Annotated in this window: 21 protein-coding genes and 1 tRNA gene; 12 read left to right on the forward strand and 10 right to left on the reverse strand. The window is 73.8% G+C overall.

What is annotated here, in order from left to right; all coding sequences use genetic code 11:
• The gene (locus CUT83_RS09005; protein ID WP_101255339.1) at positions 1-1,656 is read left to right on the forward strand and encodes an FAD-binding dehydrogenase; all 1,656 of its coding nucleotides are present in this window, start codon (positions 1-3) and stop codon (positions 1,654-1,656) included.
• A gap of 190 nt (positions 1,657-1,846) precedes the next feature.
• Here CUT83_RS09005 and CUT83_RS09010 read toward each other — a convergent pair.
• Positions 1,847-1,931, reverse strand: a tRNA-Leu gene (locus tag CUT83_RS09010).
• 140 nt (positions 1,932-2,071) lie between these two features.
• Between CUT83_RS09010 and CUT83_RS09015 the strand changes: the two genes are divergently transcribed.
• From CUT83_RS09015 to CUT83_RS09025, 3 genes are all read left to right on the forward strand, one after another.
• Positions 2,072-3,409 carry a M20/M25/M40 family metallo-hydrolase gene (locus CUT83_RS09015; protein ID WP_101255340.1) on the forward strand — a complete coding sequence of 446 codons (1,338 nt, stop codon included), beginning with the start codon at positions 2,072-2,074 and terminating at the stop codon, positions 3,407-3,409.
• A gap of 160 nt (positions 3,410-3,569) precedes the next feature.
• On the forward strand, positions 3,570-3,803 hold the full coding sequence (locus tag CUT83_RS09020; protein WP_093851602.1) for a chaplin: 234 nt from the start codon (positions 3,570-3,572) through the stop codon (positions 3,801-3,803).
• A gap of 167 nt (positions 3,804-3,970) precedes the next feature.
• Entirely contained in the window at positions 3,971-4,852 is an 882-nt protein-coding gene (locus CUT83_RS09025; RefSeq protein WP_101255341.1) for a chaplin, read from the forward strand.
• A gap of 88 nt (positions 4,853-4,940) precedes the next feature.
• Here the strand turns inward: CUT83_RS09025 and CUT83_RS09030 are convergent, their stop codons facing one another.
• The gene (locus CUT83_RS09030) at positions 4,941-5,129 is read right to left on the reverse strand and encodes a DUF5703 family protein (RefSeq protein WP_093662929.1); all 189 of its coding nucleotides are present in this window, start codon (positions 5,127-5,129) and stop codon (positions 4,941-4,943) included.
• A 47-nt stretch (positions 5,130-5,176) separates the two neighbouring features.
• Between CUT83_RS09030 and CUT83_RS09035 the strand changes: the two genes are divergently transcribed.
• On the forward strand, positions 5,177-5,884 hold the full coding sequence (locus CUT83_RS09035) for a hypothetical protein (RefSeq protein ID WP_101255342.1): 708 nt from the start codon (positions 5,177-5,179) through the stop codon (positions 5,882-5,884).
• A gap of 88 nt (positions 5,885-5,972) precedes the next feature.
• Here CUT83_RS09035 and CUT83_RS09040 read toward each other — a convergent pair whose 3' ends face one another.
• Entirely contained in the window at positions 5,973-7,976 is a 2,004-nt protein-coding gene (locus tag CUT83_RS09040) for a helix-hairpin-helix domain-containing protein (RefSeq protein ID WP_101255358.1), read from the reverse strand.
• A 77-nt stretch (positions 7,977-8,053) separates the two neighbouring features.
• Positions 8,054-9,037 (reverse strand): aldo/keto reductase, encoded by a 984-nt coding sequence (locus tag CUT83_RS09045; protein WP_101255343.1) that lies wholly within the window; start codon positions 9,035-9,037, stop codon positions 8,054-8,056.
• A 75-nt stretch (positions 9,038-9,112) separates the two neighbouring features.
• Between CUT83_RS09045 and CUT83_RS09050 the strand changes: the two genes are divergently transcribed.
• Both CUT83_RS09050 and CUT83_RS09055 read left to right on the forward strand, forming a co-directional pair.
• Positions 9,113-10,165, forward strand: a complete 1,053-nt coding sequence (locus CUT83_RS09050) for an LLM class F420-dependent oxidoreductase (RefSeq protein ID WP_101255344.1) — start codon at positions 9,113-9,115, stop codon at positions 10,163-10,165.
• 320 nt (positions 10,166-10,485) lie between these two features.
• On the forward strand, positions 10,486-11,361 hold the full coding sequence (locus CUT83_RS09055) for a hypothetical protein (RefSeq protein ID WP_101255345.1): 876 nt from the start codon (positions 10,486-10,488) through the stop codon (positions 11,359-11,361).
• On the opposite strand, the gene corA is transcribed toward CUT83_RS09055, so the two are convergent.
• Positions 11,339-12,331, reverse strand: coding sequence for a magnesium/cobalt transporter CorA (gene corA, locus CUT83_RS09060; RefSeq protein WP_101255346.1), 993 nt, complete (start codon positions 12,329-12,331; stop codon positions 11,339-11,341). The two genes, CUT83_RS09055 and corA, sit on opposite strands and share 23 nt — an antisense overlap.
• Before the next feature lie 97 nt (positions 12,332-12,428).
• On the opposite strand from corA, the gene CUT83_RS09065 reads away from it, so the two are divergent.
• The 4 genes from CUT83_RS09065 (at position 12,429) to mshC (ending at position 16,191) form a co-directional block, all read left to right on the forward strand.
• Positions 12,429-13,133, forward strand: coding sequence for a histidine phosphatase family protein (locus tag CUT83_RS09065; protein ID WP_101255347.1), 705 nt, complete (start codon positions 12,429-12,431; stop codon positions 13,131-13,133).
• Between the two features lie 179 nt (positions 13,134-13,312).
• Positions 13,313-13,903 (forward strand): DUF3090 domain-containing protein, encoded by a 591-nt coding sequence (locus tag CUT83_RS09070; protein WP_101255348.1) that lies wholly within the window; start codon positions 13,313-13,315, stop codon positions 13,901-13,903.
• Positions 13,867-14,772, forward strand: coding sequence for an SCO1664 family protein (locus CUT83_RS09075; RefSeq protein WP_101255349.1), 906 nt, complete (start codon positions 13,867-13,869; stop codon positions 14,770-14,772). Before CUT83_RS09070 ends, CUT83_RS09075 begins: the two co-directional genes overlap by 37 nt.
• A gap of 189 nt (positions 14,773-14,961) precedes the next feature.
• A complete protein-coding gene (gene mshC / locus CUT83_RS09080; RefSeq protein ID WP_101255359.1) occupies positions 14,962-16,191 on the forward strand; it encodes a cysteine--1-D-myo-inosityl 2-amino-2-deoxy-alpha-D-glucopyranoside ligase in 1,230 nt (409 codons plus the stop codon).
• 84 nt (positions 16,192-16,275) lie between these two features.
• On the opposite strand, the gene CUT83_RS09085 is transcribed toward mshC, so the two are convergent.
• The 5 genes from CUT83_RS09085 to CUT83_RS09105 all read right to left on the reverse strand — a co-directional run bounded on the left by CUT83_RS09085 (position 16,276) and on the right by CUT83_RS09105 (position 22,756).
• Positions 16,276-17,370, reverse strand: coding sequence for a PAC2 family protein (locus CUT83_RS09085; protein WP_101255350.1), 1,095 nt, complete (start codon positions 17,368-17,370; stop codon positions 16,276-16,278).
• A 231-nt stretch (positions 17,371-17,601) separates the two neighbouring features.
• Positions 17,602-19,221, reverse strand: coding sequence for a glycerol-3-phosphate dehydrogenase/oxidase (locus tag CUT83_RS09090; RefSeq protein ID WP_101255351.1), 1,620 nt, complete (start codon positions 19,219-19,221; stop codon positions 17,602-17,604).
• A 5-nt stretch (positions 19,222-19,226) separates the two neighbouring features.
• Positions 19,227-20,744, reverse strand: coding sequence for a glycerol kinase GlpK (gene glpK / locus CUT83_RS09095; protein ID WP_101255352.1), 1,518 nt, complete (start codon positions 20,742-20,744; stop codon positions 19,227-19,229).
• A 74-nt stretch (positions 20,745-20,818) separates the two neighbouring features.
• Positions 20,819-21,607: an MIP/aquaporin family protein gene (locus CUT83_RS09100; protein ID WP_101255353.1), complete on the reverse strand. Its 789-nt coding sequence runs from the start codon at positions 21,605-21,607 to the stop codon at positions 20,819-20,821.
• A gap of 384 nt (positions 21,608-21,991) precedes the next feature.
• Positions 21,992-22,756 carry an IclR family transcriptional regulator gene (locus CUT83_RS09105; RefSeq protein ID WP_101255354.1) on the reverse strand — a complete coding sequence of 255 codons (765 nt, stop codon included), beginning with the start codon at positions 22,754-22,756 and terminating at the stop codon, positions 21,992-21,994.
• Between the two features lie 216 nt (positions 22,757-22,972).
• Here CUT83_RS09105 and metH point away from each other — a divergent pair.
• On the forward strand, positions 22,973-26,517 hold a 3,545-nt coding region (metH, locus tag CUT83_RS09110), incomplete at its 3' end, for a methionine synthase (RefSeq protein WP_101255360.1).

The following is a 26,517-nucleotide window of genomic DNA, read 5'->3' on the forward strand; positions in this document are numbered from 1 at the left end:
ATGGCGTACGACGCCGATGTGATCGTGATCGGGGCGGGCCTGGCCGGGCTCGCGGCCACCGCCGAACTGGCCGACGCCGGGCGGAAGGTGATCCTGCTCGACCAGGAACCCGAAGCGTCCCTGGGCGGCCAGGCGCACTGGTCCTTCGGCGGGCTGTTCCTCGTCGACTCGCCCGAGCAGCGCCGTATGCGGGTGCGCGACAGCCGCGAGCTGGCCTGGCAGGACTGGCTGGGCACGGCCGGCTTCGACCGCGAGGAGGACGCCTGGCCGCGCCGCTGGGCCGAGGCGTACGTCGACTTCGCCGCCGGGGAGAAGCGCGCCTGGCTGCGCGCCCGGGGGGTGCGGCTGTTCCCCGTCGTCGGCTGGGCCGAGCGGGGCGGCTACGACGCCCGCGGCCACGGCAACTCGGTGCCGCGCTTCCACATCACCTGGGGCACCGGACCGGGTCTGGTCGAACCCTTCGAGCGGCGGGTGCGCCAGGGCGCCGAGCGGGGCCTGGTGGACCTGCGCTTCCGGCACCGCGTCACGGGGCTGGCCCGCAGCGCCGGAGCGGTGGACACCGTCACCGGCGAGGTGCTCGCCCCCAGCGGTGCCGCACGCGGCACTGCCAGTGGCCGGGAGGTGACCGGCCTCTTCGAACTGCGCGCCCAGGCGGTGATCGTGGCCTCCGGCGGCATCGGCGGCAACCACGACCTGGTGCGCGCCAACTGGCCGGAGCGCCTGGGCACTCCGCCCAGGCGGATGCTCTCCGGAGTGCCCGCCCACGTCGACGGCGCGATGCTGGGCATCGCCGAGGAGGCCGGCGGCCGGGTCGTCAACCGCGACCGGATGTGGCACTACACCGAGGGCATCGAGAACTGGGACCCCGTCTGGGCGCGGCACGGCATCCGCATCCTGCCGGGCCCCTCCTCCCTGTGGCTGGACGCCACCGGCCGCCGGCTGCCGGTGCCGCTCTTCCCCGGCTTCGACACGCTCGGCACCCTCGAACACATCATGGGCACGGGGTACGAGTACACCTGGTTCGTCCTCACACAGAAGATCATCGAGAAGGAGTTCGCGCTCTCCGGCTCCGAGCAGAACCCCGACCTCACCGGCCGCAGCGTCCGCCAGGTCCTCGGCCGGGCCCGCTCCGGAGCGCCCGGCCCGGTGCGCGCGTTCATGGACAAGGGCGCCGACTTCGTCGTCGAGCGCGACCTGTCCGCCCTGGTGCGCGGGATGAACGCGATCACCGGCGACGGTCTGATCGACGAGGCCGCCCTGCGCCGCGAGATCACCGCCCGCGACCGCGAGATCGCCAACCCCTTCACCAAGGACCTCCAGATCACCGCCGTCCGGGGCGCCCGCACCTACCTCGGCGACAAGCTGATCCGCGTCGCCCCGCCCCATCGGCTGCTGGACCCGGAGGCGGGCCCGCTGATCGCCGTGCGCCTGAACATCCTCACCCGCAAGACCCTCGGTGGCCTGGAGACCGATCTGTCCTCCCGCGTCCTCACCACCGAAGGCGAGGTGCTGCCCGGCCTCTACGCGGCGGGCGAGGCCGCCGGCTTCGGCGGCGGGGGCATGCACGGCTACCGTTCCCTGGAGGGAACCTTCCTGGGCGGCTGCCTGTTCTCGGGCCGCACCGCCGGCCGCGCGGCGGCGAAGGCGGTGGGCTGAGGTGGCGGGCTGAGGTGGCGGGCTGAGGTGGTGGGCTGAGGTGGTGGGCTGAGGCGAGCGGGCCGACAGGCCGGGGACGGCCCCGGGCCGGGGGCGGGCGACCGCGCCCGGCCCCGGCCCGCCGCCCCCACCGGTGGACCGGAAACGGCGAAGGTCCCGCGGACATCCGCGGGACCTTCGCCTTCTTCTGTGTCCGGAGGGGGACTTGAACCCCCACGCCCGATAAAGGGCACTAGCACCTCAAGCTAGCGCGTCTGCCATTCCGCCACCCGGACAGGTGCGTGCCGCCGACCGTGGTCACGGCGACGTGTAAACCATAGCACTGGAGCGGAGCCGGGCGATCACCCCGGCTCCTGTGCCCCGGGCCCCGGAGACGGGAGGATGGGCGCGGATCCCCGCAACACGAGGAGGCAGTGTGAGCGAGCCGAACGCGACCACCACCGCGGCCGACGCGGTCAGGGGCGAGGACGAGGTCGTCGACCTGTGCCGCGATCTCATCCGGATCGACACCAGCAACTACGGCGACCACTCGGGGCCGGGCGAGCGGGCCGCGGCCGAGTACGTGGCGGAGAAGCTCGCGGAGGTGGGACTGGAGCCGGAGATCTTCGAGTCGCACCCGGGCCGCGCGTCGACCGTCGCCCGGATCGAGGGCGAGGACCCCTCCCGGCCCGCGCTGCTCATCCACGGGCACACCGACGTCGTCCCGGCCAACGCCGAGGACTGGACCCACCATCCGTTCTCCGGCGAGATCGCCGACGGCTGCGTGTGGGGCCGCGGAGCGGTCGACATGAAGGACATGGACGCGATGACGCTGGCGGTCGTGCGCGACCGGCTGCGCAGCGGCCGCAGGCCCCCGCGCGACATCGTGCTGGCCTTCCTCGCCGACGAGGAGGCGGGCGGCACCTGGGGGGCGAAGCACCTGGTCAAACGCCACCCGGAGCTGTTCGAGGGCGTGACCGAGGCGATCGGCGAGGTCGGCGGCTTCTCCTTCACCGTCAACGAGAAGCTGCGGCTGTACCTGGTGGAGACCGCCGAGAAGGGCATGCACTGGATGCGGCTCACCGTGGACGGCACCGCCGGACACGGCTCGATGACCAACACCGACAACGCGATCACCGAGCTGTGCGAGGCGGTCGGCCGGCTGGGCCGGCACCGGTTCCCGGTCCGGGTCACCAAGACGGTGCGCTCCTTCCTCGACGAGCTCTCCGACGCCCTCGGCGTGGAGCTGGACCCGGAGGACATGGACGCGACCCTGGAGAAGCTGGGCGGCATCGCCAAGCTGATCGGGGCGACGCTGCGCAACACCGCGGCCCCGACGATGCTGGGCGCCGGCTACAAGGTCAACGTCATCCCCGGCCAGGCCACCGCCCATGTCGACGGCCGCTTCCTGCCCGGCCACGAGGAGGAGTTCCTGGCCGACCTCGACCGGATCCTGGGCCCGCGCGTGAGGCGCGAGGACGTGCACGCCGACAAGGCGCTGGAGACCGGCTTCGACGGCGCCCTGGTGGACGCCATGCAGTCCGCGCTGAAGGCCGAGGACCCGATCGCGCGGGCCGTGCCGTACATGCTCTCCGGCGGCACCGACGCCAAGTCCTTCGACGACCTGGGCATCCGCTGCTTCGGGTTCGCCCCGCTGAAGCTGCCGCCGGAGCTGGACTTCGCCGGGATGTTCCACGGGGTGGACGAGCGGGTGCCGGTGGAGGGGCTGAAGTTCGGCGTGCGGGTGCTGGACCGCTTCCTCGACCAGTGCTGACCGGCCCGGCGCCGTACGCCCGGCCTCCTCGGTAATCGTCCATGTGTGCGCGTGTGACCAGGACGGGTGAATGCGCCCCCGGGCCGTAGCCCGCCTCCTCCGGTGTCGTTACAGGGAGTGCGGTCCGCGGCTGGGATCGCATTGCCAACAAGGAGGAAGAATGATCAAGAAGGTCGTCGCCGTCGCGGCTGCCACCGGTGGTCTCGTGCTCGCGGGCGCGGGTGTGGCCGCCGCCGACTCCGGTGCCCAGGGCGCTGCCATCGGCTCCCCCGGTGTCATCTCCGGCAACGTCATCCAGGCGCCGATCCACGTCCCGGTGAACGTCTGCGGCAACACGGTCAGCGTGATCGGGCTGCTGAACCCCGCCTTCGGCAACTTCTGCGTCAACGACTGACGTCGCGCCCGGGCCCGTGAAGGGCCTGTGCGCGGCGGCCCCGGAGCGCGCGCCATGCGCTCCGGGGCCGCTGTTTCGGCGGGCGGGGAGTCGAGGAGTGCCTCCTGCCCGCGCACAACCCGTAGACCGCAAGCCACCCGCACATCAGAGGGCAAGGGGAAGTACACATGCGACAGGTCACAAGGAAGGGCCTGATCACCATCGCCGCTGCCGGCGGCGTGCTGGCCATGACGGGCGGCCACGCCGCCCACGCGGACGCCGAGGCCCGGGGCGTGGCCGCGGGCTCGCCGGGCGTGCTGTCCGGCAACACCGTCCAGGCCCCGGTGCACGCGCCGGTGAACGCCTGCGGCAACACCGCGACCGTCGGCGGCGGCCTCAACCCGGCTTTCGGCAACAAGTGCGCCAACGTGGACGACCACCGAGGCGGCCACCAGCAGGGCGGCCACCGGCAGGGCGACCGCGACGGCGGCCGGCACCGGGGCGGCCACGAGGGCGGCCACCAGCAGGGCGGCCACCAGGAGGACCGCGGCGGGCAGAACTGGGAGCAGGGCAGGGAGCACGGCAAGAGCCACGACCGCAAGCAGCACGGGAAGCACGCCGGCGACGGCGGCGCCAGGGCCGAGGGTGTGGCCGCGGGCTCGCCGGGCGTGCTGTCCGGCAACACCGTCCAGGCCCCGGTGCACGCGCCGGTCAACGTCTGCGGCAACTCCGTGAACGTGGTGGGCGCGCTCAACCCGGCCGCCGGCAACGAGTGCGCCAACGTCAGCGACCACAGGCCGTCCCCGGAGAAGCCCGGGCCCGAGCACCCGGAGAAGCCGAAGCCGGAGGAGCCCAAGCAGCCGGAGAAGCCGAAGCCGGAGGAGCCCAAGCAGCCGGAGAAGAGGGACGAGCCCCGTGCCGAGGCCCCCGAGAAGCCCGCTCCCCAGGTCATGGGCGGCGAGCTGGCCCAGACCGGCAGCAGCGGGCTGGGCACGGTCGTCCCGGTCGGCGCCGGAGTGCTGCTCGGCGGCGCCCTGCTCTACCGGCGCGCCCGCGCCATGCGGGGCTGACCGGCGCCGGGAGTCACGGACAAAAGCACGACGAGGAGCGGGCTCCGCCCCTTACCGGGGTCGGGGCCCGCTCCTTCCGCCTGCCGCGTCACCAGGTGGCGCGCAGCTGGCGGATGATCCGCCGCCGCAGCCGCACCTGGCGGCTGCCGTCGGAGTTGAGCCTGAGGCGGTCCAGTTCCCAGTGTCCGTACTCGGCGTGTTCGGTCAGCAGACGTGTGGCGGCCTTGCGGGAGACCCCGCGCGGGACGTACACATCACGAAATTCGTATTCCGGCATCACATCTATTGTGCGTGCGGGGCCCCGGTACGGATAGCGTCTGCACTATGTCTGATGCTGCGCAGCCCGGTGCTGCCGAGGTACGAGCCGCCGCCGAAGCGTTGAAGACCGCGCTGGACCGTCACCTCGAAGCCGTCGAACGACGGTCCGCCGAGGGGGGCTCGGGTGCCGGGGCCGCCCGGGCCGAGGCCGCCGTCCACGCCGCCTTCGACGAACTCGCCGCGGCGGGCGAGGCGTACGACGAGCTGTTGTACGACGTCTACGACGAGGTCACACCCTTCGAGATCCCGGGCGGCGACAGCATGCCCGCCTACGCCGGGCCGGAGGAGCCCAGCACCATCGGCGTCCTCATCCGCCGCGACTACACCGTGGTGGAGCCGCAGCGGCTGATGGCCCAGGCGCAGCGCGTCACCGCGCTCGACCCGGACTCGGCGGACGCGGACGAGGAGGCGCTGGAGGGCCCCTTCGCCGGGAGCGGGGTGCACGCCGCCCTCAGCGTGCTGTTCGGCGAGTACGAACCCGACGAGATCGCCACCCGGCACGAGGAGTTCGGTCTGGAGGAGGGCGACTCCACGCTCTGGGTGATCGCGGGCGACGAGCCGGCCGAGCCGGGGGAGTGGCTGGGCTCGCCCTTCGACGGGGCCGACCCCGAGCAGGTCGTGTGCCGTTTCGACGTCAGCGCCGTCTTCGACGAGGAGGAGGACCTCTACGGCGAGGACGGGGACCGCGGGCCGGTGCTCCGGGCCGCGGACTGACCCGGGCCCGCCCCTGCCGCCGGGGGGCCGCCGGGGGGCCGCCGGCCCCCGTCCCTGCCTCCGGTGGCAGGAGCGCGCCGCCGGGAGGTCAGCCCGCGGCCTCCGGAGGCGGGGCCGCCTGCGCCGCCTGCGCGCGCAGCAGCGTGCGCAGACGTGTCGTGCGCTCCGGGGCCGGGATCCGCTCCACCGCCCGCGGCAGCGCCTGATCCACACCGTGCACCACGGACAGATGCCGCTCGCCGCGGCCGAACGCCGTGTAGACCCAGGCGCGGTTGAGGGCCGGGACCGCGTCGCCCGGAAGCACCACCACGGCCGCCGGCCAGCGCGTCCCGACGGCCTGGTGGGCGGTGATCGCCCAGCCGTGCCGCACCGTCCGCGCCACTCGCCCGCGCGGGACGGTGACGGCGCGGCCGGAGCAGTCCAGACGCAGCCCCTCCTCGTCCCCCGACACCACCGTGCCCAGCGCGGTGTGGCCGGGGGCGGGGGAGTGGGCCACCCGGTCGCCCGGGTCGAAGCCGCCGAACCGGCCGGGTCCGGGGTTGAGCCGCTCCTTGAGCGCGGCGTTGAGCACCCGGGTGCCCGCGGCGCCGCCGTGGCCGGGCGTGATCACCTGCGTCAGTCCGGCGGGCACCCCCAGCGCGCGCGGCACCGAGTCGGCGACGAGCTGCACGGTGCGGTGCACCGCCTCCCCGGCGTCGCGCACCGGGACGATCACCACCTCCCGGCCGGGCGCCTCCACCTGGTTCAGCTCGCCGATCCCGATGCCCGAGACCAGTTCGCCGACCGGCCCGGGATCCGGGGTGCGGGAGACCACCTGCGGGCAGACGCGCGCCGCCAGCAGATCGGCCAGCACCTGGCCGGCACCCGCCGAGCCGAGCAGGTGCGGATCGCCGCTGAGGACCAGCCGCGCACCGTCCGGCACCGCCTCGACCAGCATCGCCGCGCGTTCGGCGTTGAGCTGGGGGGCGTCCAGCACGGCGAGCAGATCCAGCGCGTACGCGCCCTCCTCGTCGCGCCCGGGGCCCTCCCGGCCGGCCAGCAGCCCGTCGACGGTGACGGCCGCCGGGCCCATGCCGCCGTCCGGGCCGTCCCCGTCCGGGCCGTCGCTCCGGCCGCCCCCGCCACCGCCTCCGGCATCCAGCAACGCCGCCAGCCGCCGCCTGCCGTCCTCGCTGTGTGCGGCGGCGTACGCCCGCAGTCCCAGCGCCCGGGCCGCGGCCACCAGCGCCGCCGGCTCGGCACGGGCGGCCTCGCCGCCGGTGTGCGCCACCAGGCCGCCGCGGGCGGCGGTGCGCACCAGCTCGGCCGCGGAGGGGCCGGGCGCCCTGCCCGCGGCCTCCTCCCAGCGGGCCGCCTCCTCCTCGCCGGGCGGGGCGAAGGTACTGCTCAGCCGGGCCAGACCCTCGGCCAGGCTCTCCTCGGCCAGCGCGTGGCGCTCCAGGCCGACGAGCAGCCGTACGGGCCGCCCGCCCTCCTCTTCCTCCTCGCCCGCCACGGTGTTCCCGGCCCCGGCTGCCCCGGCCCCGGCCTCCCCGGCTGCGGGGCCCTCCTCGACGGCGTCCTCGAAGGCCAGCACCGCGCCCGCGTCGACCGCCTCGCCCACCGCCGTCTCCGCGTCCGGTACGCCGTACCGGGCCAGGCCCTCGGCCAGCTTCCCGGGGGCGAGCACCGTGTGCCCGGACAGCGCCGCCCGCTCCAGCAGCCACACCGCCAGGGCCCGGCAGCGCCGCTCGTCGCCCGGGCCGCCCTCCGGCCCCAGCAGCGCCCGCGCGAAGCCGTCCGCCTGCTCCGGCGCCACGCCCGGAACGGCCAGCAGCTCCCACGGATCGGCGCGCAGCACCTCCTCGGCGCCCTCGCCGAAGGCCTCCACCACGGCCGTGCCCAGCGCCGCGGGCGCGCCGCCCTCGGCCAGCAGCGCGGTGACGCCCTCGGGCACGGCCACCGGGCCGCCGCCCGGTACGGCCTGGGGACCGCCGGGGCCGCCGGGCCGGGCGGCCGGGGCGGCGCGCCGGGGCCGGGGCGCGGGCCTCGGCTCGGCGAAGAACTCGGTGGCCGAACGCTCGCCGCTCTCCACGGCGCGTACGGCGGCCATGAGCTCGGCGGCCTTGTCCGGGGCGCCCGGGGCGGGGGTCTGGCGGGCCTGATCGGCGTTGTCGGCGCCGGACGCGGTCACAGCGTGCTCCAGTCGTGATCGGGATAGCGGTGCACCGGGGCCGACACATCGTCCAGCGCCCGGCAGATCTCGTCGGGAAGCGTAAGGCCCTCCACTGACAGAGCCTCGCCGAGCTGCTGCGAGGTGCGCGGGCCGATGACCGGCGCGGCCACCCCGGGCCGGTCGCGTACCCAGGCCAGTGCCACCTGGAGCGGGGTGACGGCCAGCCCGTCGGCGGCCGTGGCGACCGCGTCGACGATCCGCGCCGCCGCGTCGTCCAGGTAGGGCTCCACGAAGGGCGCCAGATGCTCCGACGCCCCGCGCGAGCCCGGCGGGGTGGAGTGCCGGTACTTGCCCGTGAGCACGCCCCGGCCCAGCGGCGAGGACGCCAGCAGCCCCACCTCCAGGTCCAGCGCGGCCGGCAGCACCTCCCGCTCCACACCGCGCTGGAGCAGGGAGTACTCCATCTGGACGCCGGCCAGCCGGGTGCGCGCCCCCGGGGCGGCGAGCTGCCAGGTGGCGGCCTTGGCCAGCTGCCAGCCGCAGAAGCCCGCCACCCCCGCGTAGCGGGCGCGGCCGCTGGCCACCGCGGTGTCGAGGGCCTGGAGGGTCTCCTCCAGGGGGGTGAAGGGGTCGTAGGCGTGGACCTGCCACAGATCGACGTAGTCGGTGCCCAGCCGCTCCAGGGAGGCGTCCAGCGCGGCCAGCAGATGACCGCGCGAGCAGTCGAAGTGACGCTCGGGGTCGGGTACGCCGCCCGCCTTGGTGGCGATCACCAGATCCCGGCGGGGCACCAGATCCTGCACCAGCCGGCCCAGGAGGTACTCGGCGCCGCCGTCGGCGTACACGTCGGCGGTGTCCACCAGCGTCCCGCCGGCCTCCCAGAAGGACTTCAGCAGGTCGGCCGCCTCCCGCTCCCCGGTGTCCCTCGCCCAGGTGAGAGTACCGAGCCCGATCCGGGATACGCGGAGGCCGGTGCGGCCCACGTGCCTGTGCTCCATGGGCGTTGAGAGTACTTGCGGCCGCGCGCTAGAGTCCCGGCGACGGGCACGTTACCGATCGGTAAGGGGACGCGGATGAGGCTCGGGATCAACCTCGGCTACTGGGGCGCCGGGATGGACGCCGACAATCTCGCGGTCGCCCAGGAGGCCGACCGGCTGGGCTACTCCGTGTGCTGGGCCGCCGAGGCCTACGGATCGGACGCCCCCACCGTCCTGGCCTGGGTGGCGGCCCAGACCGAGCGGATCGACGTCGGCTCGGCCATCTTCCAGATCCCCGCCCGCACCCCCGCCATGACGGCCATGACCGCCGCCACCCTCGACACCCTCTCGAAGGGACGCTTCCGTCTGGGCCTGGGCGTCTCCGGGCCGCAGGTGTCCGAGGGCTGGTACGGGGTGCGGTTCGACAAGCCGCTCGCCCGCACCCGCGAGTACGTGGAGATCGTCCGCAAGGCGATGTCCCGCGAGCGGCTGACCCACTCCGGCGAGCACTGGACGCTGCCGCTGCCCGACGGCCCCGGCAAGCCGCTGAAGCTGACCGTCCACCCCGTCCGCGAGCGGATCCCGCTGTACATCGCCGCCATCGGCCCGAAGAACCTGGAGCAGACCGGCGAGATCGCCGACGGCGCCCTGCTGATCTTCTTCGCCCCCGAGCACGCCGAGGAGACCACGCTCGGCGCGCTGCGGGCCGGACGCGAGAAGGCGGGCCTGACCATGGAGGGCTTCGACGTGGCGCCCACCGTGCCGCTGGCCCTCGGCGACGACATCGACGCCCTGGCCGACACCTTCCGCCCGTACACCGCGCTGTACGTCGGCGGCATGGGCAGCCGCAAGCAGAACTTCTACAACCGGCTCGCCCGGCGCATGGGGTACGAGAAGGAGGCCGCCGAGATCCAGGACAGGTACCTGTCCGGCGACAAGGAGGGTGCCGCGGCCGCCGTGCCCCGGCAGCTCATCGACTCCACCACGCTGCTCGGCTCCGTCGAGCGGATCGCCGACCGGATGCGGGCCTACGCCGCGGCCGGGGTGACCACCCTGTCGCTGGCGCCGGCCGGCTTCACCCTGGAGGAGCGGATCGCCGCGCTGCGGGCCGGGGTGGAGGCCCTGGAGCGGTCCGGGGCCGCCTCCTGAGGAGCCGCCGCCCCCGGCTCTCCGCCTCCGGCACTCCGCCCCCGGTTTCTCCGCCTCCGCCGTGAACGCCGCGCGGGGTGCGACCGGACCGAACCGTCCGGCCGCACCCCGCGCCGAGGTGTGTCCACGGCCGTGGTGGGGGCTCGGGGGTCCTCCCCGCCACGGCCGTCTCCCGGCACAACGGCGCGCAGCCTCCGGGGTTACGCCGGGCACGGCGGACACGCCCGTTCGGCGCAGGGGCGGGGGTGAGCTGTTGCCGCGGCCCGCCCGCGCCGGTTGACTCGGGTTTCTGCGGATACGTCCACGGAAGGTGTCGGGCCATGCTGCGCAGAAGGGACCTGGTGCGGGAGGTCCTCGACGACGACGCCTCCTTCCGGCTGCTGTGCTCGCTGGCCGCCGCGGCCCAGGCGCGCAACGGCCGGGAGAACCGCCGGATCGCCGCCCTCGTCCCCCAGGGCCGGCGCGGTCTCGCACCCGCGATGGCCCGGTACGGCGAGATTCAGGAGCGGCACGCCCGGCTGCTGACCGGGCTGCTCGCCGACTGCGGTCTGGAACCGGCCGAGGTGCCCCCCGAGGCGGACCACGCCGCCCTCCTGGAGCGGCGGGGGAACTGCCCGGCGCACGTCCGGATGAGGTGCGGGCAGCCGCTGAGCGAGCGGGACGTCCTCGCCCACCTCGCCCACGGGTACGCGGCCTCGTCCCGCGCCGCCGCATGGCTCGCCCGCCTGGCCGGGCAGGCATCCGTCCGCACCGGGACCGGCGAGGCGGTCCGGGAGGTCCTCCGCGCCGAACGGGAGTACCGGGCCTGGTGCCGCGAGGGGATGCTGGGCTTCGCCCGCGCCGGCCACGTCGCCGCCGTCGAGCTGGTGCTCAGGGAGAACGCGCTGGCGGAGGCCCGTGCCCACCGCGACGCCGCCCTCGCCGTACTGGCCCGCACCGGCCATCTGCTGGGCTGGAGCATGGCCAGGTCGGTGGTGCTGGAGGGGCGTGTCCAGGCCCGGTACGCCTACGAGCGGCTGGCCGGCCGGCACCGTGCCGTGTGCCTGGATCCACCGCCCGCACCGCCCGCACCGCCCGCACCGCCTGCACTGCCCGCACTGCCCGAACCCGGGCGCGGGCCCGACCCCGAGGCGGAGCCCGGGGCCGGGGCGGCGGCCCGGCCCGGGGACGCGGCTACAGCCAGCCCCGGCGCTTGAAGAACCGGTACAGGCCGGCGCTCACGGCGACCATCACCACCACCACCCCCGGGTACCCCAGCGGGTGGGCCAGTTCGGGCATGTGGTCGAAGTTCATGCCGTACACCCCGGCGATCATGGTGGGTACCGCCGCCATGGCCGCCCACGCCGAGATCTTGCGCATGTCGTCGTTCTGCCGGACGCCCACCTGCGCCAGATAGGCCGACAGGATGTCCGACAGCAGCCGGTCCAATGCCTCCACCTGCTCGTTCGCCCTGGTCAGATGGTCGCTGACGTCGCGGAAGAACGGACGCGAGTCGTCGTGCACGAACGGTACGCCGATGCCCGCCAGCCGCTCCATCGGCTCCGCCAGCGGACCGGTGGCCCGGCGGAACTCCAGCACCTGGCGTTTGAAGGCGTAGATGCGGCTCGCCACGGTGCCGCGCGCCGTTCCGCCGGGGGTGAAGACCTCCTCCTCCAGCTCCTCCAGATCGATCTGCAGCTCGGCGGCCACCTCCATGTAGTGGTCGACCACCGCGTCGCTCACCGCGTACAGCACGGCCGTCGGACCGTGCTGCAGCACCCGCGGGTCGCGTTCCAGCCGTTCGCGCACCGAGCCCAGCGGGTTGGTCGTGCCGTGCCGCACCGACACCACGAAGGAGTCGCCGAGGAACAGCATCAGCTCCCCGGTGCGCACCGTGTCGGCCGCCTCGTCGTAGTCCACCGGCTTGAGCACCAGGAACAGCGAGTCCTCGTAGACCTCCAGTTTGGGCCGCTGGTGGGCCGACAGGGCGTCCTCCACCGCCAGCGGGTGCAGCCCGAACTCCCGGGAGACCTGACCGAACTCCTCCTCGGTGGGCTCGTGCAGTCCGATCCACACGAAGGCCTCGCGGTCCGCGCGGGCCGCCCGGAAGGCCTCGGCGAGGCCGGAGGGGTCCTCGGCGCGGCGCCCGTCCCGGTAGATCGCACAGTCCACAATCACACCCACGATTCTCCCCCGCCGGCCCGGCGGCGTGTGCGGCGGCCGTCCGCCCGGCCTCCGCCCCCGCCCCTACTCGGCCCCGCCGCCCTCGCCTACGCTGGCTGCCATGCCCACGCTGCTCCTCGTCCGGCACGGCCGGTCCACCGCCAACACCTCCGGACTGCTGGCCGGACGAACCCCCGGGGTCGAGCTGGACGAGCTCGGCGCCGCCCAGGCCGCCGCCCTCCCCGCGCGCCTGGCCGCGCTCCCGCTGACCGCCGCCGTCCACAGCCCGCTGGAGCGCTGCCGCCAGACCCTGGCGCCGCTGGCCGCCGCCAGGCCGGACCTGCCGCTGCACACCGAGGAGCGCGTCGGCGAGTGCGACTACGGCGACTGGACCGGCCGCAAGCTCGCCGAGCTGAACGAGGAGCCGCTGATGGCCACCGTCCAGCAGCACCCCTCGGCCGCGGCCTTCCCCGGCGGCGAGACGATGCGCGGTATGCAGGCCCGGGCGGTGGAGGCCGTACGGGAGTGGAACGAGCGGATCGAGCGGGAGCACGGGCCGGACGCCACCTATCTGGTGTGCTCGCACGGCGACATCATCAAGTCGCTGGTCGCCGACGCCCTCGGCATGCACCTGGACCTCTTCCAGCGCGTCCACGTCGAGCCCTGCTCGGTCACCGCCATCCGCTACACCCCGCTGCGTCCCTTCCTGCTGCGGCTGGGCGACACCGGTGACCTCGCCTCGCTCGCTCCGCGCGAGGCGGACGCCGCGCACGGCACGCCTCGGGCCGGCGGCGACGGGGACGCGGTCGTCGGGGGCGGCGCCTGACAGCGCCACCCGGAGAGCACCCGGAAGCCGCCCGCACCGTACGGGCGTCCGCCCGGCACGGCACCCGGCGCGGCGGCGGACACCGCGGCGGACACGGTGGCGGGTGCGGTGGTCGGCACGGTGATCGCCGGGCGCAGTAGGGTGCCAGTGTCCCAGCAGTCGACCGATGGAGCAGGAACGTGTCCCGTCAGGTGTTCCTCTACGACCCCCCGGAACGCTTCGTGGCCGGCACGGTCGGGCTGCCTGGCCGCCGGACGTTCTTCCTCCAGGCGTCCGCGGCCGGCCGCACCACCAGCGTCGCCCTGGAGAAGGCACAGGTCGAGGCGCTCGCCGAGCGCATAGACGAACTGCTGGACGAGGTCGTGCGGCGCACCGGCGGCAGCGCCCCGGTCCCGGCCGTCGCGCCCGCCGAGACGGCCGACAACGCCCCCCTGCGGGCTCCGGTGGAGGAGGAGTTCCGGGTCGGCACCATGGCGCTGGCCTGGGACGGCGAGGACGAGTGCGTGATCGTGGAGGCGCAGGCCCTCGTCGAGATCGAGGCCGATTCCGACGAGGATCTGGCCGAGGCCGAGGAGAGGCTGCTGAGGGACGACGAGAACGGCCCGCCGGTGCTGCGCGTGAGGATCAGCGGCACCACGGCCCGGGCCTTCGCCAAGCGCGCCATGGAGGTCGTCAAGGCCGGCCGGCCGCCGTGCCCGCTGTGCAGTCTGCCGCTCGACCCGGAGGGACACGTATGCCCGCGCCAGAACGGATACCGCCGCGGCCTGTGAGGCCGGAGGCGGACCACGACGGCTCACCGCCGGCCGAACTGCTGGCCGACGGTGAGCTGACGGTGCGCGGACGCCTCGGCGGCGCCTCCAACACGGTGCTGTACTGCACGGTCGCCGGGGCGGGCGCGGAAGGCGGGGACGGCGGGCGGGAGGTGCCCTGCGTCTACAAGCCGGTACGCGGGGAGCGCCCGCTGTGGGACTTCCCCGACGGCTGTCTCGCCCGGCGCGAGGTGGCCGCCTACGAGGTCTCCGAGGCCCTGGGCTGGCGTCTGGTGCCGCCGACCGTGCTGCGCGACGGCCCGTACGGCGAGGGCATGTGCCAGCTGTGGATCGGCCCCCGGCCGGACGGTACGGAGGAGCCGGGGGAGGACGGCGGGCCCGCCGCGGCGGAACTGCTCGCGCTGGTGGAGGAGGGGGAGCCGGGACCGGGCTGGAAGCCCGTCGTCCCGGTCGGCGTGGGCGGGGACCGCACCGCGCTGCTGGTGCACGCCGACGATCCCCGCCTGCGCCGGCTGGCCGTGCTCGACGCGGTGATCAACAACGCCGACCGCAAGGGCGGGCACCTGCTGACCGCCCCGGACGGAAAGCTGTACGGCATCGACCACGGTGTGACCTTCCACACCGACGACAAGCTGCGCACCCTGCTGTGGGGCTGGGCGGGCGAGCCGCTGCCCGGGGAGGCGCTGGAAGCGCTGCGCGGCCTGTCCGCCGCGCTGGCCGACGGCGGGCCGCTCGCCACCCGGCTGGCCGGGCTGATCACCTCCGCCGAGCTGGACGCCCTGCGCAAGCGGACCGACGCCCTGATCGCCGCCGGCCGCCACCCGCTGCCCGGCGGCGACTGGCCCGCGATCCCCTGGCCCCCCGTCTGAGCCGCCGGATCCGTCCGCCCGCCCCGTCCTGCACGCCCCGCCCCGCACGTCCCGCCCGCCCAGCCCGGGCGGACGGACCCGGCCGGCGGCGGTCCGTCAAGTGGGCCACATCGGCCGCGGTGCCTCGGTTCAGGCCATTGCGCGCATCCCGTTCGTGGACGGCACAGCGTGCCGGTTACGCTCATGACCATGCATGCCTGGCCCGCTTCCGAGGTGCCCGCCCTGCCAGGTCAGGGCCGAGACCTCAGCCTCCACGACACCGCGACCGGCGGACGGGTGACCCTCGCCCCCGGTCCCGTCGCCCGCCTCTACGTCTGCGGCATCACGCCGTACGACGCGACCCACATCGGGCACGCGGCGACCTACAACGCGTTCGACCTCGTGCAGCGCGTGTGGCTCGACACCAAGCGGCAGGTCCACTACGTGCAGAACGTCACCGACGTCGACGACCCGCTGCTGGAGCGGGCCGCCGCCACCGGTGAGGACTGGACGGCGCTGGCCGAGCGCGAGACGGCGCTCTTCCGCGAGGACATGACCGCCCTGCGGATGCTCCCGCCCAGGCACTACATCGGGGCCGTGGAGTCCATACCCGGGATCGTCCCCGTCATCGAGCGGCTGCGGGAGACCGGCGCCGCCTACGACCTCGACGGCGACGTCTACTTCTCCGTCGCCTCCGACCCCCACTTCGGCGAGGTCTCCGGTCTGGACGCCGAGACGATGCGGCACCTGTCGGCCGAGCGCGGCGGCGACCCGGACCGCCCCGGCAAGAAGAACCCGCTCGACCCGCTGCTGTGGATGGCCGCCCGAGAGGGCGAGCCCTCCTGGGACGGCGGCTCGCTCGGCCCCGGCCGCCCCGGCTGGCACGTCGAGTGCGTCGCCATCGCCCTGGACCACCTGGGCATGGGCTTCGACGTCCAGGGCGGCGGCTCCGACCTGGCCTTCCCCCACCACGAGATGGGCGCCTCGCACGCGCAGGCGCTCACCGGCCAGTACCCCTTCGCCCGCGCCTACGTCCACGCCGGGATGGTCGCCCTCCACGGCGAGAAGATGTCCAAGTCCAAGGGGAACCTGGTCTTCGTCAGCGCGCTGCGCCGCGACGGCACCGACCCGGCCGCCGTCCGCCTGGCCCTGCTGGCCCACCACTACCGCGCCGACTGGGAGTGGACCGACGCCGTTCTCGACGAGGCGGTGGCCCGGCTCGGGCGCTGGCGGGCCGCAGTCTCCCGCCCCGACGGCCCGCCGGCCGACGCGCTGGTGGAGGAGATCCGCGCCGCCCTCGCCGACGACCTCGACGCCCCCGCCGCGCTGGCCGCGGTCGACCGCTGGGCCGAGCGCCAGAACGCGGACGGCGGTACGGACACCGGCGCGCCCGGCCTGGTGTCGCGGGCCGTGGACGCCCTGCTGGGCGTCGCGCTCTGAGCGTCCGAGCACGCGACGGAAGACGCCCGGGGCGCCCGCCGAACGGCGGGCGCCCCGGGCGTCTCGCGTCGTCTCGCTGTGGGCTCAGTCGCCCTTCTCCGGGCCCTGAGGGCCGCTGTCCGTGCCGTCCGTGCCGTCCGTATCATCCGTGCCGTCCCCGCCTTCCGCGCCCTGAGGGCCGGCGCCCCCGCCTCCGGCGCCCCGCGCGCCGCGCTCCGGCCCGTCCTCCGGCGGCCTCGCCGGACGCGTACGCCCCCCGGCCGAGGTGTCGCGCAGGTACGAGCCGCCCTCGGCGGCCGTACCGCCCCCGGCGTGGCCGCCGGGCTGGCCGTCCCGCCGCCGCAGATAGCGCTCGAACTCCTTGGCGATCGCCTCGCCCGACGCCTCCGGCAGCTCCGCGGTGTCCCGGGCCTCCTCCAGCGACTGCACGTACTCGGCCACCTCGTTGTCCTCGGCGGCGAGCTGGTCCACGCCCAGCTGCCAGGCCCGGGCGTCCTCCGGCAGTTCGCCCAGCGGGATCCGCACGTCCAGCAGGTCCTCCAGGCGGTTGAGCAGGGCGAGGGTCGCCTTCGGGTTGGGCGGCTGCGAGACGTAGTGCGGCACCGCGGCCCACAGGCTCACCGCGGGCACGCCCGCGTGGCCGCACGCCTCCTGGAGGATGCCGACGATGCCGGTGGGGCCCTCGTACCGGGACTCCTCCAGGTCCATTGTGCGGGCCAGGTCCGGGTCGGAGGTGACACCCGTGACCGGGACCGGCCGGGTGTGCGGGGTGTCCCCGAGCAGTGCGCCGAGCACGACGACCATCTCCACACCCAGCTCGTGGGCGAACCCCAGGATCTCGTTGCAGAAGGACCTCCAGCGCATGCTCGGCTCGATACCGCGCACCAGCACCAGATCGCGGGCGCGGCCCCGGCCGTCGGCGTCACCGATCCGCACCACCGACAGGCGGGTCGTCGGCCAGGTGATCCTGCGCACACCGCCCTCCAGCCACACCTGGGGACGGTTGACCTGGAAGTCGTAGTAGTCCTCGGCGTCCAGCGCCGCGAACACCTCGCCCTTCCACTCCCGCTCCAGATGCGCGACCGCGGCGGAGGCGGCGTCACCGGCGTCGTTCCAGCCTTCGAACGCGGCCACCATGACCGGGTCGACCAGCTCGGGAACCCCCTCGAGCTCGATCACCCAGTGCCTCCTTCCGGCCGACCGGAGCACACGCTCCGTACCGGCTGACGTTCCATTACCGTGCGGGCCCAGCCTACGGCGTGACCGTGCCCGCGCCGCAGCCATCACACTCCTTCCCGGGCCGTGCGGCGGTGATCCGTCCGGATACCGCCGCAGCCGCCCACGGCGCGCGGGCCCGTACGGCGGGCGGGAAGCCGCCGTACGGGCCCGCGGAGCACCGGGGCGGGGGCGTCAGGGCCGCCGTGCGTCCAGCACCTTCGCGACCTCGGCGCGGACCTCCTCGGTGTCCAGGCCGCGGACGGTCAGCGTGGTGCGGCGGCGCAGCACGTCGTCCGCCGTCGCGGCCCACTCACGGTCGCGGGCGTAGACGACCTGCGCCCAGATCTCCGGGGCGTCCGGGTGGACGCGCTCGCCCAGCGCCGGGTCCTCGTGCACCAGGCGGGCGATGTCGAACGCCAGCGCCCCGTAGTGGGTCGCCAGGTGCCTGGCGGTCAGCGGGTCGAGCCGGGTGCCCGGCCCACGGTCCACCAGCAGCCGGTGGGCGACCGCGTCCGGGTTGGCCACCCCCGGCAGCGGCACCCGCCGCACCAGCTCGGAGACCGGCACGGCGTCCTCGGCGAAGCCGGTCCGCGCGGTGCCCGGCAGCGTCGCCAGCTTCCTCAGGACGGTGCGGCCGATGTGCCGGTAGGTGGTCCACTTGCCGCCCGCGACCGAGAGCATCCCGCCGCGGCCCTCGGTGAGAACCGTCTCCCGCCTGGCCGACTCCACACCGCCCGGGCCGCCGGGCAGCACCCGCAGGCCCGCGAAGGCGTAGGTCACCAGATCCGGCGAGAGCTGCTCGTCGCGCACGGAGAAGGCGGCCTCGTCCAGGATCTGCCGGACGTCGGCGTCGGTGGCCGACACCTCGGCCGGATCGCCCTCGTAGGCCTCGTCGGTGGTGCCCAGCAGCAGGTGGTCCTCCCAGGGGAGGGCGAAGGTGATGCGGTACCTGTCGACGGGCGTGGCCAGCGCCGCCCGCCACGGCGCCGTCCGCCTCAGCACCAGGTGCGCGCCCTTGGACAGCCGGACGCTGGGCGCCGCGCCCGCGTACTCCATCCGCCGCATGCGGTCCACCCACGGTCCGGTGGCGTTGAGCACCAGCCGGGCGTCCACCTTGAACTCCGTGCCGTCCAGCCGGTCCCTCAGCTCCGCGCCGGTGACCCGGCCGTGGGTGAAGCGCAGACCGGTGACCTCGGCGTGGTTGAGGACGACCGAGCCGGAGTCCACGGCGGCGCGGACGGTCATCACCGCGACCCGGGAGTCGTTCATCTGGTGGTCGCCGTAGACCGCGACCGCCTTGAGGCCCTCGGTGCGCAGGGCCGGGTTGTCGGCGGCGGCCTTCGCCGGGGAGATCAGCCGGCCCACCCCGTCGCCGAAGGCGGACAGGGCGGAGTAGGCGAAGACGCCCGCGCCGAGCTTGGCCGCGCCGTGCGGACCGCTCCGGTAGACCGGCAGGTGGAAGGTGAGCGGGTTGACCAGGTGCGGCGCCACGTCCCGGGCCAGCACCCGCCGCTCGTGGTGGTTCTCGGCGACCAGCCTCACCGCACCGGTCTGCAGGTAGCGCAGCCCGCCGTGGACCAGTTTGGAGGAGGCGGAGGAGGTGGCGCCGGCGAAGTCGCCGGCGTCCACCATCGCCACCCGCAACCCCGACTGCGCCGCGTGCCAGGCGACCGAGGTGCCCAGGATGCCGCCGCCGACGACCAGTAGGTCGAAGACCGCGCCCTCCAGCACCTCCCGTGTCTCGGCACGGCCCGGGTCCGGGCCGGCGGCCGGGCGCGCCCCGAGGGTGGGGGCGCTTTCGAGGGTGTTCATGTGGATCAGTTCTCCTCTTCGAGCCAGCCCATGGTCCGCTCCACGGCCTTGAGCCAGTTCTTGTACTCGCGTTCGCGCACGTCGGCCTCCATCCGGGGCGTCCACTCCGCGGCCCGACGCCAGTTGGCTCGCAGGGCGTCGGTGTCCGGCCAGAAGCCGACGGCCAGGCCGGCCGCGTAGGCGGCGCCCAGACAGGTGGTCTCGGCGACCATCGGCCGGACGACCGGAGCGTCCAGGACATCGGAGATGCACTGCATCAGCAGGTTGTTGCTGGTCATGCCGCCGTCCACTCTCAGGGCGGTCAGCTCGACGCGGGAGTCCTTCTCCATCGCGTCGACGATCTCGCGGGTCTGCCAGGCCGTCGCCTCCAGCACCGCGCGGGCGATGTGCGCCTTGGTGACGTAACGGGTCAGGCCGGCTATGACGCCCCGGGCGTCGGAGCGCCAGTAGGGGGCGAACAGCCCGGAGAAGGCGGGGACGAAGTAGGCGCCGCCGTTGTCCTCCACCGAGCTGGCCAGCGTCTCGATCTCGGCGGCGCTGTTGATCAGACCCATCTGGTCGCGCATCCACTGTACCAACGAGCCGGTGACCGCGATCGATCCCTCCAGCGCGTACACCGGGTCCTGGTCGCCGATGCGGTACCCGACGGTGGTCAGCAGGCCGTTGTAGGAGTTGACGGCCTCGGAACCGGTGTTGAGCAGCAGGAACGTACCGGTTCCGTACGTCGACTTGGCCTCGCCCGGCGAGAAGCAGGTCTGGCCGAACAGCGCGGCCTGCTGGTCGCCCAGCGCGGAGGCCACCGGCACGCCCTCCAGTGCCCCGCGGGCCTCGCCGTAGACCTCGGCGGAGGAGCGGATCCCGGGCAGCACCGCCATGGGCACGCCCATGGACTCGCAGATGCGCGGATCCCAGTCCAGGGTGCGCAGGTTCATCAGCAGGGTGCGGGAGGCGTTGGTGACGTCGGTGACGTGCACGCCGCCCTCCGTGCCGCCGGTGAGGTTCCAGATCACCCAGGAGTCCATCGTGCCGAAGAGGATCTCGCCGGCCTCGGCGCGCTCGCGCAGTCCTTCGACGTTGTCCAGCAGCCAGCGGATCTTCGGGCCCGCGAAGTAGGAGGCGAGCGGCAGGCCGGTCTCGCGGCGGAAGCGGTCCTGTCCGACGTTGCGGCCCAGCTCCCGGCAGAGCGCGTCGGTGCGGGTGTCCTGCCAGACGATGGCGTTGTGGACCGGCTCGCCGGTGGCCCTGTCCCACAGCAGCGTCGTCTCGCGCTGGTTGGTGATGCCCAGCGCCCGTACGTCCTCGCGCGTGATGCCCGCCCTGTCCAGGGCCTCGGCGATCACCTCCTGGACGTTGGCCCAGATCTCGTTGGCGTCGTGCTCGACCCGGCCGGGCTCGGGGAAGATCTGCTCGTGTTCCTTCTGGCCGACCGAGACGATACGGCCGTCCCGGTCGAAGACGATGCAGCGGCTGGAGGTGGTGCCCTGGTCGATGGCGGCGATGAACTCGCGGCGGGTGTCGCTCATGTCGGGGTGCTCCATGGGTGGGCGGCGGGATGGCGCCGGGGGATCGGGGGAGGGGTGGGGAGAGCGGGAGCCGGTCAGGCGAACGCGAGCCGGTAGAGGACGCCCGCGAACGCTCCGCCCAGCAGGGGGCCCGCCACCGGGACCCAGGCGTAGCCCCAGTCCGATCCGCCCTTGTTGGGCAGTGGGAGCAGGGCGTGCACGATGCGCGGCCCGAGGTCGCGGGCGGGGTTGATCGCGTACCCGGTCGGGCCGCCCAGCGAGAGGCCGATCCCGACGACGACCAGGGCGGTGACGAGGACGCCGGTGCCGGACAGGGCCAGTCCCTCGGTGAGGCCCTGGGTGAGGATGGCCAGGACCAGCACGGCGGTGGCGATGGTCTCGGTGGCCATGTTCTGCACGGGGCTGCGGATCTCGGGGGCGGTTGAGAAGACGCCGAGCACCGGGCCGGGGGCGTCGGAGCGCTGCCGGTCGGCGGCGGCCGTCGTCTGGGCACCGGGGCCGCCGACGACCTCGCGGTCGGTCAGGTGCGCCAGGAACTGGCCGTAGTAGGAGACCCACACCAGGGCGGCGCCGGCCATGGCGCCGAGCAGCTGGCCGGCGAAGTAGACGGGCACCTTGTCCCACTCCCCGCTCTGCACGGCGATGCCCACGGTGACCGCCGGGTTGAGGTGGGCGCCGGAGAGGCCCAGGGAGATGTAGGCGGCGGTGAGGACGGCGAATCCCCAGCCGAAGGTGATGGCGACCCAGCCGGCGCCGGCGGCCTTGGATCGTCTGAGCGTGACGGCGGCGCAGACGCCGCCGCCCAGCAGGATCAGGACGGCGGTGCCGATGACCTCGCCCAGGAATATGTCGGAGCTGGACACCCGCGACTCCTTTGCTCTTGTCCGGAGGGAGCCAGATGGAAGAAGTGGGGGAGGCGGACCGAGTCCCGTTCACTGTTCGACATTGTCGACCGCCGAACGGCAGTTTCGCCTCAGTCGAACATCTCGTCAAGGGTGCGAGCGGCGGATCGTGACGGCGAACACGGGCCGCACGGCCGAAACCGTGCGAAAGCGATCGGGTGAGGCCGGGGTGAGCGGGGTGCCCCCGGACACTGCCCAGGGGCGACTGCCCCGAACCGGACGGCGGCCTGAATCGAACAAATAATGTGCCAAGCAGATGAATAGACTCACAAGGGCGGGACAACGAGCCGGCAGGTCGGCGGCTCGGCGAGCCGACGCGGGCGGAGCGGCGTGGAACGCGGTGGCTCAGAAACGGCCCGCGCCCAGGTCGCGCGACACCGCCCGCGCGCAGTCCCGTACGGCCGCCACCAGCCGCGGCTGTATCTCCCCGTCCGCGCACACCCGCTCCACCGCGCCGGTGACGGCCACGGCGCCCACCGGCATCCGGCGCCGGTCGTGCACGGGGGCGGCGATGGAGGCGACCCCCTCCCAGGTCTCCTCGACGTCGGCCGCCCAGCCGCGGGACCGGGTCAGTTCCAGGACCTCCTCGAACGACTCCGGATCGGTGATCGTCCGGGCGGTCAGCGCCTCGCGTTCGGAGTCCATCGCCTCGCTGTGGGCCACCGGGTCGTACGCCGCCAGCACCTTGCCCAGCGCGGTGCTGTGCAGTGGCTGCATCGCACCCACCTCCAGTACCTGCCGGCTGTCGTCGGGGCGGAAGACATGGTGCACGATCAGCACGCCCTGCTGGTGGAGCACGCCCAGGTAGACGCTCTCCCCGCTGGAACGGGCCAGGTCGTCTGTCCATACCAGGGCGCGGGCCCGCAGCTCGTGGACGTCCAGATAGCTGTTGCCCAGCCGCAGCAGCTCCGCACCCAGCTGGTACCTGCCCGAGGCGGGATCCTGCTCGACGAAGCCCTCCTGCTGGAGGGTGCGCAGCAGACCGTGGGCGGTGCCCTTGGCCAGGCCCAGGGTGGAGGCGATGTCGGACAGCCCGAGGCGCCGCTCACCCCCGGCGAGCAGCCGCAGCACCGCCGCCGCCCGCTCCAGCGACTGGATGGTCCGGGCCATCGCGCACCTCTCCTCTGTTGGCTTCTCTCGGTGGGCCGGAAGACGGCATTCGACAATGTCGAACGCTATCGGATCATGCCGATACCGCGGTAGCCGTCCGGCGTCCACGCCTCGGAACACCTGCGGCTCCCACGGCGCCGACAGATACCCTGGCCGGGTGCGCTTCCCGATGGAAGACGCAAAGCCGACAGCCGTCGCATCTCTGGGAGCCCTTCCATGGCAGCTTCGCCGACTTCGCACGACCTCGACCCGACGCCGACCGCCGGACCCGCCTCCGCCGGGACGTCGAAGACCCCCCGCGCCGATGCCCTGCGTGAGGCGTTGTCCTCGCGGGTGGTGGTGGCGGACGGGGCGATGGGCACGATGCTGCAGGCGGCCGATCCGTCGCTGGAGGACTTCCAGCAGTTGGAGGGCTGTAACGAGGTTCTCAACGTCACCCGCCCCGACATCGTGGCCTCGGTGCACGAGGCGTATCTGGCGGTGGGGGTGGACTGTGTGGAGACCAACACCTTCGGTGCCAACTTCGCGGCGCTGGCGGAGTACGACATCGCCGGCCGGGTGGAGGAGTTGTCCGAGGCCGGGGCGCGGGTGGCGCGGGAGGTGGCCGACGCCTTCACGCGGGACACGGGGCGGCAGCGGTGGGTGCTGGGGGCGATGGGGCCGGGTACCAAGCTGCCCACCCTGGGCCATGTCGAGTACCGCACGCTGCGGGACGCCTATCAGGCCAATGCCGAGGGTTTGCTGGCGGGGGGTGCGGACGCGCTGCTGGTGGAGACGACCCAGGACCTGCTGCAGACCAAGGCGGCGGTGCTGGGGGCGCGGCGGGCGCTGGATGCGGCCGGGTGGTCGGTGCCGGTGATCTGCTCGGTGACGGTGGAGACGACCGGCACGATGCTGCTGGGCAGTGAGATCGGTGCGGCTCTGACGGCGCTGGAGCCGCTGGGCATCGACATGATCGGGCTCAACTGTGCCACCGGTCCGGCGGAGATGAGCGAGCATCTGCGCTACCTCGCGCGGCACTCCCGCATCCCGCTGTCCTGTATGCCGAACGCGGGGCTGCCGGAGCTGACCGCCGACGGTGCGCGCTATCCGCTCACGCCGGGTGAGCTGGCGGATGCGCAGGAGTCGTTCGTGGCCGAGTACGGGCTGTCGCTGGTGGGTGGGTGCTGCGGGACGACGCCGGAGCATCTGCGGCAGGTGGTCGAGCGGGTGCGGGGAGTGGTGCCGGCGGGGCGGGAGGTGCGGCCGGAGCCGGGGGCGGCGTCGCTGTACCAGGCGGTGCCGTTTAGGCAGGACACCTCGTATCTGGCGATCGGGGAGCGCACCAACGCCAACGGGTCGAAGAAGTTCCGCACCGCCATGCTGGAAGGGCGGTGGGAGGACTGCGTGGAGATCGCGCGGGAGCAGATCCGCGAGGGCGCGCACCTGCTGGATCTGTGTGTGGACTATGTGGGCCGTGACGGGGTGGCGGACATGGCCGAGCTGGCCGGGCGGCTGGCGACGGCCTCCACGCTGCCGGTGGTGCTGGACTCCACCGAGCCGGCCGTGATCGCGGCGGGGCTGGAGAAGCTGGGCGGCCGGGCGGTGATCAACAGTGTGAACTACGAGGACGGTGACGGGCCCGGCTCCCGGTTCGCGCGGATCACGGCGCTGGCGGCCGAGCACGGGGCGGCGCTGATCGCGTTGACCATCGATGAGGAGGGGCAGGCGCGTACGGCCGGGCAGAAGGTGGCCGTGGCCGAGCGGCTGATCGCGGATCTGACGGGCAGGTGGGGTATCCGGGAGGAGGACATCCTCATCGACTGCCTGACGTTCACCATCTGTACCGGTACCGAGGAGTCCCGCCGGGACGGGGTGGCCACGATCGAGGCGATCGGTGAGCTCAAGCGGCGGCATCCGCGGGTGCAGACCACGCTGGGGCTGTCGAACATCTCCTTCGGTCTGAATCCGGCCGCGCGGATGGTGCTCAACTCCGTGTTCCTGGACGAGTGCGTCAAGGCCGGGCTGGACTCGGCGATCGTGCACGCGGCCAAGATCCTGCCCATCGCGCGGATTCCCGCCGAGCAGGTGCGGGTGGCGCTGGATCTGATCTATGACCGGCGGGCGGAGGGCTATGACCCGCTGCAGCGGTTCCTGGAACTGTTCGAGGGCGTGGACACCAGGAGTGTGCAGGCCTCCCGGGCCGAGGAGCTGGCGGCGCTGCCGCTGGAGGAGCGGCTCAAGCGGCGGATCATCGACGGGGAGCGGGGCGGTCTGGAGGCCGATCTGGATGAGGCCCTCACCGAGCGTCCGGCGCTGGACATCGTCAACGACACCCTGCTGGCGGGCATGAAGGTGGTCGGGGAGCTGTTCGGCTCCGGGCAGATGCAGCTGCCGTTCGTGCTGCAGTCGGCGGAGGTGATGAAGACGGCCGTGGCCCATCTGGAGCCGCACATGGAGCGGGTCGAGGGCGCGGCGGGCAAGGGCACCATCGTGTTGGCCACGGTGCGCGGAGACGTGCACGACATCGGCAAGAACCTGGTGGACATCATCTTGTCCAACAACGGCTACACGGTGGTCAACCTCGGGATCAAGCAGCCGGTGTCGGCGATCGTGGAGGCGGCCGAGGAGCACGCCGCGGATGTGATCGGCATGTCCGGGCTGCTGGTGAAGTCCACCGTGATCATGAAGGAGAATCTGCAGGAGCTCAACGCCCGTTCCCTGGCCGGGAAGTATCCGGTGATCCTGGGCGGGGCCGCGCTGACCCGCGCCTACGTCGAGCAGGACCTGCACGCCCTCTACGACGGGGAGGTCCGCTACGCCCGGGACGCCTTCGAGGGGCTGCGGCTGATGGACGCGCTGATGGGTGTCAAGCGTGGTGTGCCGGGGGCGAAGCTGCCCGAGCTGCGGCAGCGGCGGGTCAAGGCGGCGGCCGCCCAGGTGGCCGAGCCGGAGCCGGGCGGGCCGGTGCGCTCGGACGTGGCCACCGACCATCCGGTGCCCACCCCGCCCTTCTACGGCACGCGGGTGGTCAAGGGCATTCCGCTCAAGGAGTACGCGTCCTGGCTGGACGAGGACGCGTTGTTCAAGGGGCAGTGGGGGCTGAAGGCGCCGCGCACCGGGGACGGGCCCTCCTACCGGGAGCTGGTCGAGGCCGAGGGCCGGCCGCGGCTGCGGGGCTGGCTGGAGCGGCTGCACACCGACAGCCTGCTGGAGGCCGCGGTGGTCTACGGCTACTTCCCCTGCCACGCCGAGGGCGACGACCTGGTGGTCCTCGGTGAGGACGGTGCCGAGCGGTGCCGGTTCACCTTCCCCCGCCAGCGCCGCGGGCGCCGGCTGTGCCTGGCGGACTTCTTCCGCCCCAAGGAGTCCGGTCAGACGGACGTGGTGGGCCTGCAGGTGGTCACCGTCGGCTCCCGCATCGGCCAGGCCACCGCCGAGCTGTTCGCCGCCAACGCCTACCGCGACTATCTGGAGCTGCACGGCCTGTCGGTGCAGCTGGCCGAGGCGCTGGCCGAGTACTGGCACGCCCGGGTCCGTGCCGAGCTCGGTTTCGCCGGCGACGACCCCGACGCGATCGAGGACATGTTCGCCCTCAAATACCGCGGGGCGCGGTTCTCGCTGGGGTACGGGGCGTGTCCGGAGCTGGCCGACCGCGCCAAGATCGCCGAGCTGCTCCGGCCCGAGCGGATCGGGGTGAAGCTGTCCGAGGAGTTCCAGCTCCATCCCGAACAGTCCACCGACGCCATCGTCGTCCACCACCCCGAGGCCAAATACTTCAA

Origin of the sequence: Streptomyces barkulensis, from assembly GCF_002843305.1 — a bacterium.
GTDB classification, from domain to species: domain Bacteria; phylum Actinomycetota; class Actinomycetes; order Streptomycetales; family Streptomycetaceae; genus Streptomyces; species Streptomyces barkulensis.

Excerpts from the sequence above, each read along its gene's own strand:
- CUT83_RS09005 (WP_101255339.1), top strand. The coding sequence starts at position 1 with ATGGCGTACGACGCCGATGTGATCGTGATCGGGGCGGGCCTGGCCGGG.
- CUT83_RS09020 (WP_093851602.1), top strand. The coding sequence starts at position 3,570 with ATGATCAAGAAGGTCGTCGCCGTCGCGGCTGCCACCGGTGGTCTCGTG.
- CUT83_RS09025 (WP_101255341.1), top strand. The coding sequence starts at position 3,971 with ATGCGACAGGTCACAAGGAAGGGCCTGATCACCATCGCCGCTGCCGGC.
- CUT83_RS09030 (WP_093662929.1), bottom strand. The coding sequence starts at position 5,129 with ATGCCGGAATACGAATTTCGTGATGTGTACGTCCCGCGCGGGGTCTCC.
- CUT83_RS09035 (WP_101255342.1), top strand. The coding sequence starts at position 5,177 with ATGTCTGATGCTGCGCAGCCCGGTGCTGCCGAGGTACGAGCCGCCGCC.
- CUT83_RS09040 (WP_101255358.1), bottom strand. The coding sequence starts at position 7,976 with ATGGCCGCCGTACGCGCCGTGGAGAGCGGCGAGCGTTCGGCCACCGAG.
- CUT83_RS09045 (WP_101255343.1), bottom strand. The coding sequence starts at position 9,037 with ATGGAGCACAGGCACGTGGGCCGCACCGGCCTCCGCGTATCCCGGATC.
- CUT83_RS09050 (WP_101255344.1), top strand. The coding sequence starts at position 9,113 with ATGAGGCTCGGGATCAACCTCGGCTACTGGGGCGCCGGGATGGACGCC.
- CUT83_RS09055 (WP_101255345.1), top strand. The coding sequence starts at position 10,486 with ATGCTGCGCAGAAGGGACCTGGTGCGGGAGGTCCTCGACGACGACGCC.
- CUT83_RS09065 (WP_101255347.1), top strand. The coding sequence starts at position 12,429 with ATGCCCACGCTGCTCCTCGTCCGGCACGGCCGGTCCACCGCCAACACC.
- CUT83_RS09075 (WP_101255349.1), top strand. The coding sequence starts at position 13,867 with ATGCCCGCGCCAGAACGGATACCGCCGCGGCCTGTGAGGCCGGAGGCG.
- mshC (WP_101255359.1), top strand. The coding sequence starts at position 14,962 with ATGCATGCCTGGCCCGCTTCCGAGGTGCCCGCCCTGCCAGGTCAGGGC.
- CUT83_RS09090 (WP_101255351.1), bottom strand. The coding sequence starts at position 19,221 with ATGAACACCCTCGAAAGCGCCCCCACCCTCGGGGCGCGCCCGGCCGCC.
- glpK (WP_101255352.1), bottom strand. The coding sequence starts at position 20,744 with ATGAGCGACACCCGCCGCGAGTTCATCGCCGCCATCGACCAGGGCACC.
- CUT83_RS09105 (WP_101255354.1), bottom strand. The coding sequence starts at position 22,756 with ATGGCCCGGACCATCCAGTCGCTGGAGCGGGCGGCGGCGGTGCTGCGG.